Origin of the sequence: Allobosea vaviloviae, assembly GCF_001298265.1 — a bacterium.
Taxonomy (GTDB): domain Bacteria; phylum Pseudomonadota; class Alphaproteobacteria; order Rhizobiales; family Beijerinckiaceae; genus Allobosea; species Allobosea vaviloviae_B.
In genome coordinates this window covers 111959-127456 of record NZ_LGSZ01000045.1, presented here as the reverse complement: position 1 = coordinate 127456, position 15498 = coordinate 111959, and the positions used below count along the sequence as shown (strand labels likewise).

Below are 15498 nucleotides of genomic sequence, written 5' to 3'. Positions count from 1 at the left end.
GCAATGCGGCGGCGCGTCACTGTCGCGCTCTTTGGCATGCAGTTTGGACGAAGTCTACTGTTGCGCGGGCTTGGCGACGCACGGCACGCGCAGTCCGCCGGCCGCGCTCAGGCGGAAAGCTTTTCCAAGTCCGCCGCCGCCAGGAAGCCGCCCGACTGGCGCGACCACAGGCGGGCATAGAGACCGCCGCGCGCCACCAGCTCCGAATGGCTTCCGATATCGACGATCCTGCCCTTGTCGAGCACGATCAGCCGGTCGAGAGCGGCGATGGTCGACAGCCGATGCGCGATCGCGATCACGGTCTTGCCCTGCATCAGCGCGGTCAATTGCTCCTGGATCGCGGCCTCGACCTCCGAATCGAGCGCCGACGTCGCCTCGTCGAGGATCAGGATCGGTGCGTCCTTCAAGAGCACGCGGGCGATCGCGATGCGCTGGCGCTGGCCGCCCGACAATTTCACGCCCCGCTCGCCCACGCGCGAATCGAAACCCTGGCGGCCATCCTGGTCGCTGAGCGAGACCACGAAGTCATGCGCCGAGGCCTGCCGCGCGGCTTGCGCGATCTCGGCCTCCGTCGAGCCGATCCGGCCATAGGCGATGTTGTCGCCAATCGAGCGGTGCAGCAGCGAATTGTCCTGCGTCACCATGCCGATCTGGGCGCGAAGCGAGTCCTGCGTGACATGGGCGATGTCCTGCCCGTCGATCAGGATGCGCCCGCCCTCCAGCGGATAGAGCCGCAACAAGAGGTTCACCAGCGTCGACTTGCCGGCGCCCGACGGCCCCACGAGCCCGATCTTCTCGCCGGGCGCGATATCGAGATCGAGACCCTCGAACAGCCCGCCGCTCTTGCCGTAGTTGAAGCGGACCTTGTCGAAGCGGATGCCGCCCTGCGCGACGACGAGCGGAACGGCATCCGCCGCATCGGTCAGGTCATGCGGCCTGGCGATCGTTTCCATGCTTTCCTGCACGGCGCCGAGATTCTCGAAGACGCCGCGCACGAGATGGATCAACCAGCTCGACATCTGCACCAGCCGCAGCACCAGCCCGATCGAGGCCGCGACCGCGCCCGGCGTCATCTCGCCTTGGCTCCAGAGCCACAGGCAAAGCCAGGCCGTGGCCACGACCAGCAGGCTGTTCATCGTCTGCAGGATGACGCTGACGCCCGTGATCAGCCGCGACAGGTGCAGGAAGGAGGCATTCCAGCGCGTCAGCGAATCGCGCACGGCCGATCGCTCGGCGTCCGCGCGGGCGAAGAGCTTGACGGTGAGGATGTTGGTGTAGGCATCGACGATGCGCCCTGTCGTCGAGGAGCGTCCGAGCGAATTCGCCTCCGAGCGCTTCTTGGCGCGCGGCACGAAATAGATCAGCAGCGCGACATAGGCCGACAGCCAGATCAGCACCGGCAGCGCCAGCCACAGCGAGGTCGAGCCGAAGAAGCCGATCGCGACGGAGGCAAAGATCAGCGCATACCAGAGATCGTCGATGACCTCGATCGTCGCGCCCCGGATCGACTGGCCGGCCTGGAGAACACGCGAGGAGAGCCGGCCGGCGAAGTCGTTCTGGAAATAACCGAGCGCGTGGCCGAGCGTATAGACATGGTTGCGCCAGCGGATCTGGTTGGTGATCTGCGGCACCACGACCTGATCGACGATCGCATGATTGGCGAAATAGACCAGCGGCCGGAACACGACGAGCAGGAACGCAGCCCCCAGTAACATCGCGCCATGGTCGCGGAAGATCGTCGCGGGAGACTGGGTCGAGAGCAGGTCGACGAACCAGCCGACCATCAGATACATCGCCGCCTCGATGCCGCTGAAGCCGAGGCCCGTGAGCATGATCAGGGCCATCCAGCCCTTCACGCCCTTGATATGGTGCCACATGAACGGCCAGACGCCGCGCGGCGGGGTCTCGCGCTCGTCGAAGGGCGCGAAGACGTCGATTCGGCTCTCGAGCCAGCGGAACAGGGCGGTGAACATGTCCGCCCTCCCTTGGACCGGCATGGCGACGAAAACGTGGCCTGATATGGGGCGCTTCGCCCGCGAAGGCCAGCGTCCCCAGCGCATGGCTGGCTCAGGCCAGCGTCCTTGACGCATGTCGGGCCGTCACCCCATGACAGCATCATGCTGCGTCTCGCGCTCTACCAGCCCGACATACCCCAGAACGCCGGCACCATGATCCGCATGGCGGCCTGCCTCGGTATCGCCGTCGATATCGTCGAGCCCGCCGCCTTCGACGTCTCCGACCGGCACTTCCGCCGCTCCGGCATGGACTATCTCGACCGCGCCAGCGTGACGCGCCACGTTTCCTTCACCGCCTTCGAGGCGTGGCGACGTGCCGAGCGCCGGCGGCTGATCCTGGTCGAGACGGATGGAACGACCGCCCATGTCGATTTCCCCTTCGCGGCCGACGACATCCTGATGGTCGGGCGCGAGTCGGCGGGCGTTTTGCCCAATGTCTACGAGGCCGCCGACGCCGTAGTGAACATCCCGATGCGAGCCGGTTTGCGCTCGCTCAATGTCGCGCTCGCCGCGGCGATCGTAATGGGGGAGGCCTTGAGACAGACCGGCGGCTTTGCCGATCGAGACAATGGCTGCCCTGCCGTGGAGAATGCGAATGATCGAATACGAAGCTGAAACGCTGGCGGAATCGATGTCCCTGGCCGAGGCCCTGAAGCCTCGCGCCCAGGCCTGGTTCGAGACGCTGCGGGACCGCATCTGCGACGCCTTCGAGGCGATCGAGGACGAGGCGACCGGCCCCTTCCCGCCTGAGGCCGATGCTGCCGGGCGCTTCGAGCGCACGCCCTGGCAGCGCACGAACCATGACGGCGCGCCCGGAGGCGGCGGCGTCATGTCGATCATGCGCGGCCGTGTCTTCGAGAAGGTCGGCGTCCATGTCTCGACTGTTCACGGCACCTTCCAGCCCGAATTCGCCGGCCAGATTCCCGGCGCAGCCGAGGATCCGCGCTTCCACGCGACCGGCATCTCCCTGATCGGTCATCCCTGGAATCCGAATGCGCCGACCGTGCATATGAACACCCGGCTCGTGATCACCACCAAGCCCTGGTTCGGCGGCGGCGCCGACCTGACGCCGGTGCTCGACGACCGGCGCACCCAGAACGATCCCGACGCGATCACCTTCCATGCCGCCATGCGCGAGCCCTGCGAGGCCTGCGCCCCGATCGCGGATTACGACCGCTTCAAGACCTGGTGCGACGAGTATTTCTTCCTGAAGCACCGCGACGAGCCGCGCGGCATCGGAGGCATCTTTTACGATTATCTCTGGTCGGGCGACGTGGAGGGTGACTTCGCCTTCACCCAGGCTGTCGGCGAGGCCTTCCTGAAGGCTTATCCGCCGATCCTGCGCGCCAATATGGGAACACCCTGGAACGAGGCGCAGCGCCACGAGCAGCAGATTCGCCGTGGCCGCTATGTCGAGTTCAACCTGCTCTACGACCGTGGCACGATCTTCGGGCTGAAGACCGGCGGCAACGTCGATTCGATCCTGTCCTCGATGCCTCCGACGGTGCGCTGGCCGTAAACGGTCAGCGCGCGGCCAGCAGCGCCACCAAGGCGCGCTCGACGAAAGCGGCCTGCGTGGCCGCCTCGGCCGGCGCGCCGGCGTCGATCCAGTCCCGCCGGGCCGTCGCCAGCACGCGCCCGACCAGCGGTCCTGCCTCCGCGCCGAGCGCCAGGGCATCCCTGCCGCTAGGCCGGAACGGCGGCGTGCGCCCAAGTTCGGCGATCATCGCCTGAGCCTGATGCTGTGCCGTCTCATCGGCGCCAGCCGTCAGCAGCACGAGCCCTGCAGCCACCGAGTCGTTGCCGAGGCGGTGGGCAAGGTGGCGCAGAGACGCGATATCAGGAGCCGAAGCTCGCCCCGACAACGCCTCCAGCGCCCCCGCGATACGGTCGATACGGTCGAACTCCTCGTTCGAGAGGCGCAAGCCGTCCCTCAGTCGCAACGCATCCTCGCGCACCCTGACGGCGAGCGCCGCCAGCCGGAACGCCGGGTACACCGGCCCAGCCTCGCGGTCGCAGGCGACGGCTGCGAAGCGCGACAGATGCGGCACGCCGCCGATGATCGGCATCAACAGCCCGGCAGCTGCCATCGTATCGACGACCTCGGCCGCGCCGGGCGCGACCAGCAGCTTCATGAGTTCGGCGCGGACCCGCTCGCGCGACAGCCCGGCAAGCCCCGCCCGCCCCATAATGCAGGCGGCGAGACCGTCCGGGTCGGGCGGGCCTGCGCCATAGCGGGCATGGAAGCGGAAGAAGCGCAGGATGCGCAGATAATCCTCGCAGATGCGGCTGCCGGCATCGCCGATGAAGCGGATGCGCCGGCCCGCCAGGTCGGCAAGTCCGCCGCAATGGTCGTGCACCCTGCCCGCGCCATCCAGCGAGAGCGCGTTGACCGTGAAGTCGCGCCGCAGGGCGTCGGCGACGAAATCGCGCCCGAACAGCACCTTGGCACGGCGCCCATCGGTCTCGACATCCTGCCGAAGCGTCGTGACCTCGAAGCCGACGCCGTCGCGGACCAGCGTCACGGTGCCGTGCTCGATCCCGGTCGGCACCGCCTTGAAACCCGCTCTCTCGCCGCGCCGGATCGTCTCCTGCGGCAAGCCGGTGGTAGCCAGATCGATATCTCCGACGCCCTCCCCCAGCAGCAGGTCGCGAACCGCCCCGCCGACGACGCGGGTCTCTTCACCCTGCCCGTTCAGAGCCGTGAGCACCGCTGCCAACGCCGGCCGGGCCAGGAAGGCGGCGATGGCCTGCGCGGGCGGCAACGTCATTTGAAGCGGCCGGGCACCAGCGTCCCGTTCTCCATATGCGGAGGCTCATAGGCGCCGCTGCTGCGCGGCGCCGTCCAGCCGCCATAGGCCACGAGCGCGATCGCCAGCGTCAGCCCGACGACCGCCAGCCAGAAGACATGCCGGCTCCAGTGCTCGACATCGAGCGGATTGCGGCGATTCACGATGAGATAGCCCGCGAAAACGCAGAAGGGCAGGACGAAGAGAAGAACCTCCTCGATGACAGAGCGCAGCATGGGCGTGGTCGTCCAGTCGGTTCAGCCGGCAAGCCGCTCGTAGAGATTGCGGATCATGCCGGCGGTTGCGCCCCAGATATAGCGATCCCCGAACGGCATCGCATAGTAGGTGCGGTAAAGACCCTGCCATTCCCGGCCCTCGCGCCGGTGGTTGGCCGGATCGAGCAGGAAGGACAGAGGCGTCTCGAAGGCCTCGTCGACCTCGTCGGCATTGATGGTCAGCGAGAACGGCGGCTCGACCAGCGCCACGACGGGCACGATTCGGTACCCCGTTCCGGTGAGGTAGGCGTCGAGGAAGCCGAGCGTGCGGATGCGTTCGCGCGACAGCCCGATCTCCTCTTCCGTCTCGCGCAGCGCTGTCACCACAGGTGAGCCGTCGACGGCATCGACCCGCCCGCCCGGAAACGCCACCTGCGAGGAATGACGTCGCAGCGCTGCCGCGCGCTGTGTCAACAGCACGGTCGGTCCCTCTGCCCGCGGCACGATCCCGATCAGCACGGCGGCGGGGACCGCGGCCTTCTCGTCAGGCAGGGGCACCGGATGGGGCTGCATGTCGTGATCGCCGCGCGGTCGCGCGATCAGGTCACCAATGGAGGGCGGCTCGGGCCGCAAACGCTGCTTCGCCAGCACGGCGAATTCCTCCGCCGTCAGCTTCAAGGGCCGCATCACGCTCTTTCCGTCTCGCCTTCGATATCGCTCGCAGGCACGGCCGGATAGAAAGCGCCGGCGGCCGCAACCCCGAACATGGCGACGCCATCGACATCGCGCACCTCGCCCAACGCCAGCAGATCGTATGTCAGCGCCCGCGTCACCCGCGCCCAGAGCCCGCGCCGAACATGGACATAGGGCTTGAGCCCGTCACCCGCTTCACGCTCGAAACGAATCGCGTGCGCCGGCCCTACCGCGACGAGATCGTCCACCTGCGTCCGAAACGCGATGGAGCGTTCGTTGCCGTCTCCCTCGACCGCCATCTCGACAGCCTGGAAGGGGGCATCCTCGACCACGATCCCGAGTTTTTCCACCGGGGTCACGAGAACGTAATCGTCGCCGTCCCGGCGCAGAACGGAGGAGAAAAGTTTCACCAGGGCCGGCCGGCCGATCGGCGTCCCCATGTAGAACCAGGTTCCGTCGGAGGCGATCCGCATGTCGATATGCCCGCAGAAATCGGGGTTCCAGCGCTCCACAGGCGGCAGACCGCGCCCTTGCCCCCCCTGCAGCGCAGCGACCATCCGTTCCATGGCATTGCCGGAAGAGCTCATCGAAAAACCCGGATTGGCCGCATGCGGCATATTGGTTGCATCTTAGCCTCTGCCTTGAACTCCACATAATCGTGAAGCCGAGTTCTGTGCACCGCGACATGCGGCCCCTTGAGCCGGCATGGCGCCCCGTCCACACTCAACGGTTCAGACCGTTGCAAGGTTGCGAGACGTCCAAAGGCCAGGCGAAAAGAGGCGAGGAGCGTTCAGCGAAAGTTCGAGGACGCGCCGCGCGAAGACGAAGATGCGACCCAGAGGGTGAAGGAGATCGACATGATGGCGCAAGTCCGGGCAGCGGAGGCCAACCCGCCGATCAGCCTCGATACCGGGATCGTCGAGGCTGCGGAAGCGGCGCTGGGCGCGATCAGTGCGGCGCGCACCGAGATCGGCCAGGTCATCTTCGGCCAGCAGAAGGTGGTCGATCTCTCGCTCATCACCCTGCTGGCGGGTGGCCATGGCCTGCTCGTCGGCGTGCCGGGCCTCGCCAAGACCAAGCTCGTCGAGGCCATGGGCACGGTCCTTGGCCTCAACGCCCGCCGCGTCCAGTTCACGCCGGACCTGATGCCCTCCGACATCCTCGGCTCCGAGGTTCTCGACGAGAGCACCGACGGCAAGCGCCATTTCCGCTTCATCAAGGGCCCGGTCTTCGCCCAGTTGCTGATGGCCGACGAGATCAACCGCGCATCGCCCCGCACCCAGTCGGCGCTGCTGCAGGCGATGCAGGAACACCATGTCACGGTCGGCGGCGAGCGTTACGACCTGCCTGCGCCCTTCCATGTGCTGGCGACCCAGAACCCGATCGAGCAGGAGGGAACCTACCCCCTGCCCGAGGCCCAGCTCGACCGCTTCCTGCTCGAGATCGACGTCGCCTACCCCGACCGCGAGGCCGAGCGGCGCATCCTGATGGAGACCACCGGCGCCTCCGAGCACAAGCCCGTCCAGGCGATGACGGCCGAGACGTTGATGTCGACGCAACGGCTGGTGCGCCGCCTGCCGGTCGGTGAGAACGTCGTCGATGCGATCCTCGACCTGGTCCGCTCCGCCCGCCCCGGCGAGGGCAGCGACGGCGCCATCACCGACAAGCTCGCCTGGGGGCCAGGCCCCCGCGCCAGCCAGTCGCTGACGCTGGCCTGCCGCGCCCGCGCGCTGGTCGAAGGCCGTCTCGCGCCCTCCGTCGACGATGTCGTGGCGCTGGCCATCCCCGTGCTGAAGCATCGCGTCGCGCTGACCTTTGCCGCCCGCGCCGATGGCGAGACCGTCGAGGGCATCATCGGCAAGCTCGTCGAGCGGCTAGGGTAGGAGGAGCCAGGCTGATGCTGCGCACGCGCGTTCTCGGGGCTTCCGATCGGCAGCCGGTCAAGCCGGTCGTCACCGCCTCGCTCGATCTCGCGGCGCGCCTGCCCCGGCTGATCCTCGAAGCCCGCCGCGTTTCGGCCAGCGTCCACGGCATCCATGGCCGCAGGCGTGCCGGCCCCGGCGAGACCTTCTGGCAGTACCGCCCGCTCGTCACCGGCGAATCCTCCTCGCGCATCGACTGGCGCCGCTCGGCCCGCGATGGCCATCTCTTCGTCCGCGAACGCGAATGGGAGGCCTCGCACGCGATCTGGCTCTGGATCGACCGCTCGGCCTCGATGGGCTTTTCCTCCTCGCTCGCCCTGGCATCGAAGGTCGATCGCGCCCTGATCGCGGGTTTCGCGCTGGCCGAGACACTGGTCGATGGCGGCGAGCGCGTCGGCCATCTCGGCCTGACCCGGGCGCTGGCCTCGCGCCGCATCGTCGAGACGCTGGCGCAGGCGATTCTGGCCGACGCCAAGGGCGCCGATACCGACCTGCCGCCAAACGGCCCTCTGCCACGCCTCGCCGATGCGATCATCATCACCGATGGCCTCTCGCCGGCGGCATCGCTGGCCAAGCGCATCGCCACGATGGCCTCGTCGGGCGCACGCGGCCATGTCCTGCTGATTGCCGATCCGATCGAGGAAACCTTCCCCTTCACCGGCCAGGCCGAGCTCTTCGACCTCGAGGACGGCCTGTCGCTGCGCGTCGGTGATGCCGGCTCCTGGGGCGTCGAATATCGCCAGCGGCTGGAGGCCCATCGCGACGCGATTCGCGAGGCCTGCCGCAAGGCCGGCTGGACCCTGACGCTCCACCGCACCGACAGGCCCGCCAGCGAAGGCGTTCTGCGCATCGCAAGCCTGGTCGCCGCCGCGCGGGGGGCAGGGCGATGAGGATGAAGCCTTCGCATGGAAACAGGTTCTGTCATTCCGGGGCTTCGCGCAGCGAAGAACCCGGAACCCACGACCGGGTGAGACGAAGCCATGATATCGTTGTCAGGTTGAGCGCAGTCGTGGGTTCCGGGTCCGTCCCTACGGGCCGTCCCGGAATGACAGAGGAAGCTTGCCGATGCTGAGCTCGCTCCCCCTGGCCTTCTCCGCACCGCTCGCTCTCGCGGCGCTGGCTCTGCTGCCGGCGCTCTGGCTGATCTTGCGGGTGACGCCGCCGCGCCCGCGGCGGATTGATTTTCCGCCGCTGAAGATCATGGCCGACCTCGTCGCCAAGCGCGAAATGCCGGCGCACACGCCGTGGTGGCTGCTGGCGCTGCGTATGATCATCGCCGCGCTCGCGATCCTGGCCGTCGCAGGCCCGGTCTGGAACCCGGCGCGCGAGGCGGGACCGCTGCGCGGGCCGATGCTGCTGCTCGTCGACAACGGCTTCGGCGCGGCGACCGATTGGCCCGAGCGCCTGCTGGTCGCGGAATCGCGCGTCGCCGCCGCTGCCCGCGAGGGCCGGCCCGTCGCCATCCTTGGCCTAGCCGAGAACCCCGCCGAGATCACGCTGTCGGAGCCCCGCGCTGCGCTCGACCGCCTGCGTGCCTTCGCGCTCCAGCCCCATGCGCCCGACCGCGCCGCCCATCTGCCCCGCATCGAGGCTTTCCTGCGGACGGCGCCCGATGCCGAAATCGTCTGGGTCGCCGACGGGCTGTCCGTCACGGACGACACAGCCTTCCTCGCCAGGCTGAAGCAGGAGGCCGATGCCGGCCGCCTCTCGATCCATGCCGGCCCGATCGACCAGCTTGCGCTGACCGCGCCCGAGAACCTCGCCGGCGCGCTCGCCGTCAAGGTGCTGCGCCCGACGCCGGCGGCCGCCGCCAGCGGCCAGGTCCGCGCGCTCGACCTCAAGGGCCTGCCGCTCGGCGACGCCCCCTTCGTCTTCAACGGCTCCGAACTCCAGACCACGGCGCGGCTGACCCTGCCGATCGAGGTTCGCAATTCCGTATCGCGGCTGGAGGTGGTGGGCGAGCGCAGCGCGGCGGCCGTCGCCCTGCTCGACGACCGCGCCAAGCGCCGCCGCGTCGGCATCGTCTCGGGCGCGACCACCGACACCGCCCAACCGCTGCTCTCGCCGACCTATTACGTCTCGCGCGCGCTCCAGCCCTTCGCCGAGATCCGCGAGCCACGCCCGGGCTCGACCGACCCCGTCGGCGAATTGCTGGCGCAGAACCTCTCGGTGCTGGTGCTGGCCGATATCGGCGCGCTCGACGGTGACACCGTCGGCAAGATCAACGCCTTCATCCAGCGTGGCGGCGTGCTGCTGCGCTTTGCCGGCGCGCGCCTTGCCGCGGCATCGGACGACCTGACGCCGGTGCGCCTGCGCCGAGGCGGCCGCACGCTCGGTGGCGGCCTGTCCTGGGAGACGCCGCGCAAGCTCGCCCCCTTCACCCGCGAGAGCCCCTTCTTCGGCACAGCCATCAACGACGACGTGCGCGTCTCCCGCCAGATCCTGGCCGAGCCCGAGGCCGATCTGTCGCGCAAGACCTGGGCGGCGCTGGAGGACGGCACGCCCGTCGTCACCGGCGAGCGCCGCGGCGACGGCATGATCGCGATGATGCATGTCACCGCCGACACCACCTGGTCGAACCTGCCGCTCTCGGGGCTGTTCGTCGAGATGCTCCGGAAGATCGTCGGCCTCGCCGGCACTGGCCCTGCCGAACCTCAGGGAGAGGATGCCCGCGTGGAAACCCTGTCGCCGACCCGCGTCCTCGACGGCAGCGGCAGTTTCCGCAGCCCCCCCGCCACCGCACAGCCCGTCGCGCGCAGCTTCGCCGGCCGCGCCACGCTGGCCCATCCGCCCGGCATCTACGGTCCCGCCGACGGCTCACTCGCCGTGAATGCACTCAACCCCACCGACACCCTGCGCGCGATCGACCTCGCTTCGCTCGGCGTCGCCGTGCTGCCGGTCGACAAGCCCGTCGCGCTCGACATCCGCCCGCAACTGCTGGTGCTGGCGCTGCTGCTGCTGGTCGCCGATACGCTGGCGACGCTGTGGCTCGGGGGCAGGCTCTCCATCGCGCGTCAGGCGCGCCGCGCCGCTCCGGCCGCGATCCTGCTCGCCTTGGCGCTGGGCGGCACGACTCTCGTCCCCGAGACGGCACGCGCGCAGGCGGTCCCCCCGGCTCCGGCGGCGCCCGCCGCCCCCGACCAGCGCCCTCCGATTCCGCGCGAGCTCTTTGCCGCCGGCGCCGTGACCCGGCTGGCCTATGTCGTGACCGGCGACAGGGCGGTCGACGAAATGTCGAAGGCGGGCTTGGCCGGTCTCAACGTCGTGCTCGGCGCCCGCACGGCGCTGGAGCCGGGCGAGGCCGTCGGCGTCAACGCCGACCGCGACGAGCTCGCCTTCTTCCCGGTGCTGTACTGGCCGATCGTCGCCGGCCGGCCGATCCCCACGGCCGAGACCCTGCGCAAGCTGGAAGCCTATATGAAGGGCGGCGGGCTCGTGATCTTCGACACCCGCGACGCGATGAGCGCCCGGCCCGGAGGCGGCACCACGCCCGAGGGCGAACAGTTGCGCCGCATGCTTCAGACGCTGGACATTCCCGAGCTGGAGCCGCTGCCGCGTGATCACGTCCTGACCAAGACCTTCTACATCCTCGACGGTTTCGCCGGCCGCTACGATACCGGAACGACCTGGGTCGAGATCCTTCCCCCCGCCGGTGCCGATGGCCGTCGCCCGGCCCGCGCCGGCGACAATGTCTCGCCGATCGTCATCACCTCGAACGACCTGGCCTCGGCCTGGGCCGTGAACCGACGCGGCGAGCCGCTGGTGCCGCTCTCGGGCTCCGATCCGCGTCAGCGCGAAATGGCGCTGCGGGCCGGCGTCAACCTCGTGATGTACGCGCTCACCGGCAACTACAAGGCCGACCAGGTCCACGTCCCCGCCCTGCTGGAAAGGCTGGGGCAGTGAACGCCGTGCAAGGGCGCGACCTGTCCCCTTCCCCCCGCTTGCGGTGGGGAAGGGCTAGGGATGGGGGGGCGAAAAGCCTGAGCGCTGTCCTTTGTCGGCGGCCCCGAGCGGCACTGCCCCCCACCCCAGCCCTCCCCACCGCAAGCGGGGGGAGGGAGTGGCGTCGTGCCTGCCGTGTCCTAACGCGGCTGATGGAGCGCAACGGGCCGAGCTGGAACAGGAACCCGATCTGATGTGGAGCCTTTCCTTCGCGCCGCTCGTCCCGCTGCCGCTGCTGATCGGCCTTGCCGTTCTGGCGGCGCTGGCGGCCGGCGCATGCGTCGTGCTCGCCGGCCGCAGCGCCATCCTGCGCGCGCTTGCGCTGACCGTGCTGACCGTGACGCTGGCCGATCCCTCGCTGGTCTTCGAGGACCGCGAGCCGGTCAAGGACGTCGTCTCCGTCGTCGTCGACCGCTCGGGCTCGAACCGCCTGGCCGACCGCGCTGCGCAGACGCAGGCCGCCCAAACCGAGGTCGAGCGCCAGTTGCGCGGCCTGACCAATGTCGAATCACGCATCGTCGAGGTCCGTGACGCGCAGGGCTCCGGCGACGGTACACGCCTGTTCGAGGCGCTGGCGGCAAGCCTCGCCGATGTCCCCTCCGAGCGCGTCGCCGGCGCCATCGTCATCAGCGACGGCCTCGCCCATGACGCCCCGCCGACGGCCGAGGCACTGGGCCTGCGCGCGCCGCTGCATGTCCTGACCACGGGCCGCAATGCCGAGATCGACCGCCGCATCGTGCTGGTCGATTCACCGCGCTTCGGCATCGTCGGCAAGGACCAGACCGTGCGCCTGCGCGTGCTGGAGAAGGGCGGGCCCGGCCGCGCCGGGCTGACCATCCGTCGCGACGGCGAGATCATCGCGCGCCGCGAGGTCACGGTCGGCCAGACCGTCTCGGTGCCGGTGCGGATCGACCGCGGCGGCCCCAATGTCATCGAGATCGAGGCCGCCCCGCTCGACAACGAACTGACGCTCGCCAACAACCGCGCGGTGATTACAATTGAAGGGGTTAGAGACAAGCTCCGCGTGCTGCTGGTCTCGGGCGAGCCGCATCCGGGCGAGCGCACCTGGCGCAACCTGCTCAAGGCCGACGCCAATATCGACCTCGTACATTTCACCATCCTGCGCCCGCCGGAGAAGCAGGACGGCACGCCGATCAATGAGCTCTCCCTGATCGCCTTCCCGACGCGCGAGCTGTTCCAGGTCAAGATCAAGGAATTCGACCTGATCATCTTCGACCGCTACGCCAACCAGTCGATCCTGCCGCTGGTCTATTTCGACAACATCGTCCGCTATGTCCGCGAAGGCGGCGCGCTGCTGATCGCGGCAGGTCCCGAATATGCCGGCGCGCAATCGCTCTCGCGCACGCCGCTCAGCCAGATCCTGCCGGCGACACCCGACGGCTCGGTGATCGACGAGGCCTATCGCGCCCGCGTCAGCGAACCCGGTAAGCGCCACCCGGTGACCCGCGACCTGCCCGGCTCCGAGGTCGAGCCGCCGCGCTGGGGCGAATGGCTGCGCATGGTCGGCGCCCGCGCCCGCACCGGCTCGCCTGTCATGACCGGCCCCGGCGACCGCCCCCTGCTGATGCTCGCCCGCGAGCAGAAGGGCCGCGTCGCGCTCTTCCTTACCGACCATGCCTGGCTCTGGGCGCGCGGTTTCCGCGATGGCGGCCCCCATCTCGACCTGCTGCGCCGTCTGGGCCACTGGCTGATGAAGGAGCCCGATCTCGAGGAGGAAGCGCTGCGCGCCGTCGCGCGCGGCGGCGTCATCGAGGTCGAGCGCCAGACGCTGGGCGACAACCCCGCCCCCGTCATCGTCACCGGGCCGGACGGCCAGTCCCGCTCCGTGCCGCTCGAACCCGGCCGCCCCGGCCTGTTCACCGCGCGCATCGCCAGCAGCGAATTCGGCCTGCACCGCATCTCCGGCGACAACCTCACCGCCTTCGCCAGCCTTGGCCCTGAGAATCCGCGCGAGTTGATGGAGGTCGTCAGCAACCCGGCGGCCCTCCAGGCGCTGGCCGAGGCGACGGGCGGCTCCTCGCGCCGCATCGGTCAGGAGAGCGGCTCGGCCGTCACGGTGCCACGCATTGTGCCCGTGCGCTCCGGCAGCCAGTTCGCCGGCGCGGACTGGATCGGCCTGCGCATCAGCGATTCCGGCATCGTGCGCGGCGTACAGGTCTCGCCGCTCTTCATCGGCCTGCTCGGCCTGGCGCTGCTCTTCGGCGCGCTCGTCGCCGGCTGGATCGGCGAAAGCGGCCGGCGCTTCAACCGGCGCCCGGACGCAGCCGCCTGACACTGTCATTCCGGGGCGCTGCAAAGCAGCGAACCCGGAACCCACGACCGGGCGAGCGTGTTTGGAGAGGCCGGCGAAGGTATCGTCCAGTCGTGGGTTCCGGGTTCTTCGCGTCGCGAAGCCCCGGAATGACAGGGCTCGTCACCTGATCGCGGTGACAGCCCCGCGCCGCTGCACCAGAACGCCCTCCACCAGTTCCAGCGCGAGAAACCGCGCCGGATCGGCCGGCCCCGGCAGCAGAAGCTGGCCGGGCGGGATCACCTTGAAGCCGAAGCGGGCGTAATAGGGCGCGTCCCCCACCAGCAGGATGAGGTCGTGCCCGGCCTCGCGCGCCGCCGCGATCGAGCGGTTCATCAGGGCGGCCCCGATGCCGCGCCCCTCGAAAGCGGGATCGACCGTCAGCGGCCCCAGCATCAGCGCGGTGTGCCCACCGGCATTGACCGGCGTCACCCGAATCGAGCCGACCAGAAAGGTCCCGACATGCGCCGCGAAAGTCAGCGCCGGATCGGGCGGTACGCCCTCGCGCAGACGGAACGCGGTGCGGGCGAAGCGCCCCGGCCCGAAGGCGCGCTCATGTAACCGCTCGATCGCGGCCGCATCGACGGGAAGCTCATGGCGAATTGTCAAAGGCAAGGAGGTCATGACGGCGGCAAACCTGCGGGCGGGCAGAACAAGGCTGGACGATGTGAACGCAGGGTCCGCGCAAGGCGCAGGCCTGCCGGAAGCGCGTTCAGCGCGCCGGTCGTCGCAGCAGTGAAATGCCGTGCCCGTTGGTCATGATCGCGGCGATGTAGCAGAGCGATGGGCCATCGTCCATCGCCGCTTGGAACTCACCAGTCCGTGCCGGACATGGCACCTTCGGCGATCTCCGCCAGCCTACGCCGCGTCGCTGGCGTCAGCCCTTGCGGCAGCGCATCGAGCGGAAAGAAGCGCGCTTCCGCGATCTCCATGTCGGCCTTCTTGACCGCGTCGACGACGAAATCCCTGACGACATAGAGCACGACATGATCGCGGCGCGAGATCTTGCGGTTGAAATAGATGCCGAAGAGTTGCGCCGGAGCCGTCAACCGGATGCAGCCCTCCTCGCGCAACTCCTTCGCCAGCGCCTCGCCCACCGTCTCTCCGGTCTCGACGCCACCGCCCGGCAGTTGCCAGCCGGGCGTATAGGTGTGGCGGATCAGGAAGACCTCGCCGGCCTCGTTCAGCACGGCGGCGCGCACCCCCAGCGTCATGCCGCGCGCGAAGCGGAAATAGCTGTGCAGGACCCTGACCTGCAGCCGCTGGAGCCGCGTCAACCCCGCCTCGGGTTCTCTGCCGCCTTTGTCGCCTGTGCTGCCCGCCATGACGGCACCTCCCGATGGTTACTGATTTGTCTATGCAAATGACGCATGTCGGACACCCGTTCCGGGTTCCGCTACGTCACAAACGCGCCGCAAAGCAGGCAGATATCACCGCCTCATCGCTGGGGATTTCCGTCATGCTGCTCTCTTTCATCATCGCTCGCCTGCGGGCCAAGCCTGCCTTCGACTGGCAGCCTGCCCTGACTCTGACCGATTCGCGCGTCGTCTCCGAACTGACCGGCGCGGCCAACTGATCGACCGTCGCGCGCAGGCATCGGGTTCGATGCAT

At 69.0% G+C, this 15498-nt stretch carries 14 protein-coding genes; 7 read left to right on the top strand and 7 right to left on the bottom strand.

The features are described from left to right. Window positions 1–107 precede the first annotated feature (107 nt). Window positions 108–1973 carry an ABC transporter ATP-binding protein gene (locus AE618_RS14595; protein ID WP_054209794.1) on the bottom strand — a complete coding sequence of 622 codons (1866 nt, stop codon included), beginning with the start codon at window positions 1971–1973 and terminating at the stop codon, window positions 108–110. A gap of 144 nt (window positions 1974–2117) precedes the next feature. Between AE618_RS14595 and AE618_RS14590 the strand changes: the two genes are divergently transcribed. Both AE618_RS14590 and hemF read left to right on the top strand, forming a co-directional pair. Next, window positions 2118–2630, top strand: coding sequence for a tRNA (cytidine(34)-2'-O)-methyltransferase (locus AE618_RS14590; RefSeq protein WP_054209793.1), 513 nt, complete (start codon window positions 2118–2120; stop codon window positions 2628–2630). 16 nt (window positions 2631–2646) lie between these two features. Beyond that, entirely contained in the window at window positions 2647–3534 is an 888-nt protein-coding gene (gene hemF / locus AE618_RS14585) for an oxygen-dependent coproporphyrinogen oxidase (protein ID WP_248310886.1), read from the top strand. A 4-nt stretch (window positions 3535–3538) separates the two neighbouring features. On the opposite strand, the gene AE618_RS14580 is transcribed toward hemF, so the two are convergent. The 4 genes from AE618_RS14580 to AE618_RS14565 are packed head-to-tail and all read right to left on the bottom strand — an operon-like array spanning window position 3539 to window position 6299. Then, window positions 3539–4786 carry a CCA tRNA nucleotidyltransferase gene (locus AE618_RS14580; RefSeq protein ID WP_054209791.1) on the bottom strand — a complete coding sequence of 416 codons (1248 nt, stop codon included), beginning with the start codon at window positions 4784–4786 and terminating at the stop codon, window positions 3539–3541. After that, window positions 4783–5040 carry a DUF6111 family protein gene (locus tag AE618_RS14575; RefSeq protein WP_054209790.1) on the bottom strand — a complete coding sequence of 86 codons (258 nt, stop codon included), beginning with the start codon at window positions 5038–5040 and terminating at the stop codon, window positions 4783–4785. The genes AE618_RS14580 and AE618_RS14575 overlap by 4 nt, the downstream gene beginning before the upstream one ends. 21 nt (window positions 5041–5061) lie before the next feature. After that, window positions 5062–5706 carry a CoA pyrophosphatase gene (locus AE618_RS14570; RefSeq protein WP_054209789.1) on the bottom strand — a complete coding sequence of 215 codons (645 nt, stop codon included), beginning with the start codon at window positions 5704–5706 and terminating at the stop codon, window positions 5062–5064. Continuing rightward, a complete protein-coding gene (locus AE618_RS14565) occupies window positions 5706–6299 on the bottom strand; it encodes a DUF1285 domain-containing protein (protein WP_082365282.1) in 594 nt (197 codons plus the stop codon). The genes AE618_RS14570 and AE618_RS14565 overlap by 1 nt, the downstream gene beginning before the upstream one ends. 273 nt (window positions 6300–6572) lie before the next feature. Between AE618_RS14565 and AE618_RS14560 the strand changes: the two genes are divergently transcribed. The 4 genes from AE618_RS14560 (at window position 6573) to AE618_RS14545 (ending at window position 13869) form a co-directional block, all read left to right on the top strand. Further along, entirely contained in the window at window positions 6573–7595 is a 1023-nt protein-coding gene (locus AE618_RS14560) for an AAA family ATPase (protein ID WP_054209845.1), read from the top strand. A gap of 14 nt (window positions 7596–7609) precedes the next feature. Continuing rightward, window positions 7610–8524: a DUF58 domain-containing protein gene (locus tag AE618_RS14555; RefSeq protein WP_054209787.1), complete on the top strand. Its 915-nt coding sequence runs from the start codon at window positions 7610–7612 to the stop codon at window positions 8522–8524. A gap of 178 nt (window positions 8525–8702) precedes the next feature. Further along, window positions 8703–11537, top strand: a complete 2835-nt coding sequence (locus AE618_RS14550; RefSeq protein WP_156330285.1) for a DUF4159 domain-containing protein — start codon at window positions 8703–8705, stop codon at window positions 11535–11537. A 232-nt stretch (window positions 11538–11769) separates the two neighbouring features. After that, window positions 11770–13869, top strand: coding sequence for a hypothetical protein (locus AE618_RS14545; protein WP_054209785.1), 2100 nt, complete (start codon window positions 11770–11772; stop codon window positions 13867–13869). Between the two features lie 141 nt (window positions 13870–14010). Here the strand turns inward: AE618_RS14545 and AE618_RS14540 are convergent, their stop codons facing one another. Then, window positions 14011–14511: a GNAT family N-acetyltransferase gene (locus AE618_RS14540; protein ID WP_054209784.1), complete on the bottom strand. Its 501-nt coding sequence runs from the start codon at window positions 14509–14511 to the stop codon at window positions 14011–14013. 188 nt (window positions 14512–14699) lie between these two features. Next, complete coding sequence (locus AE618_RS14535; protein WP_054209783.1) at window positions 14700–15212, bottom strand: NUDIX domain-containing protein; 513 nt, start codon at window positions 15210–15212, stop codon at window positions 14700–14702. Window positions 15213–15226: 14 nt separating this feature from the next. Between AE618_RS14535 and AE618_RS28015 the strand changes: the two genes are divergently transcribed. Continuing rightward, window positions 15227–15463, top strand: coding sequence for a hypothetical protein (locus AE618_RS28015; protein ID WP_156330277.1), 237 nt, complete (start codon window positions 15227–15229; stop codon window positions 15461–15463). The last annotated feature ends 35 nt before the right edge of the window (window positions 15464–15498 follow it).